This window comes from Vibrio sp. 1727 (assembly GCF_033344415.1).
GTDB lineage: Bacteria > Pseudomonadota > Gammaproteobacteria > Enterobacterales > Vibrionaceae > Vibrio > Vibrio alginolyticus.
On the sequence record NZ_JAWPOT010000673.1, the window covers coordinates 1 to 517 of the forward strand.

Sequence of the window (517 nt, forward strand, 5' to 3'; positions counted from 1 at the left end):
TTTGAATAGCGTAAAATGCGGTTACTCGCGAGCTGATAGCAACCGATACCTAACGCAAAGCTAAATGCAATCCACGTTGTTGCGTTGAAGGATAAGGCTAACCCTGAACCACCTGGATTGGGCATAAAAAAGTGCATGGCCAGTAAAAACAGAACGGCCAAAGCGATGAGAAACTTGCGATTGAGAGGAACTTGTACTTTTTCAGGAGAAAGTTTGGTTCCACTTACATGTATAGTAGCCATATATATTGCGTTGTTTTGAATGAAAAAAGACCAGCCTTGGCTGGTCTTTGTACTTTACCCGTTTTTTCTATTTCAACATAGGCTTAAGGAATCGAGCTGTGTGCGAACCTTCGATCTGAGACACATCTTCTGGTGTTCCCTGGGCAATGATCTCTCCGCCGCCTTGTCCGCCTTCTGGTCCTAAGTCGATGATCCAGTCTGCTGTTTTGATGACGTCTAAGTTATGCTCGATAACCACAACGGTATTCCCGTGATCGCGCAGGCGATGAAGTACG

At 45.3% G+C, this 517-nt stretch carries 1 protein-coding gene and 1 pseudogene; both read right to left on the reverse strand.

Annotation, left to right across the window (positions count from 1 at the left end; all coding sequences use genetic code 11):
* Nucleotides 1-242: pseudogene (locus tag R8O10_RS27530) on the reverse strand (ligase); the annotation flags it as partial.
* A 67-nt stretch (nucleotides 243-309) separates the two neighbouring features.
* Nucleotides 310-517: hypothetical protein (locus tag R8O10_RS27535; protein WP_318192276.1), on the reverse strand; the 208-nt coding region annotated here is incomplete at its 5' end.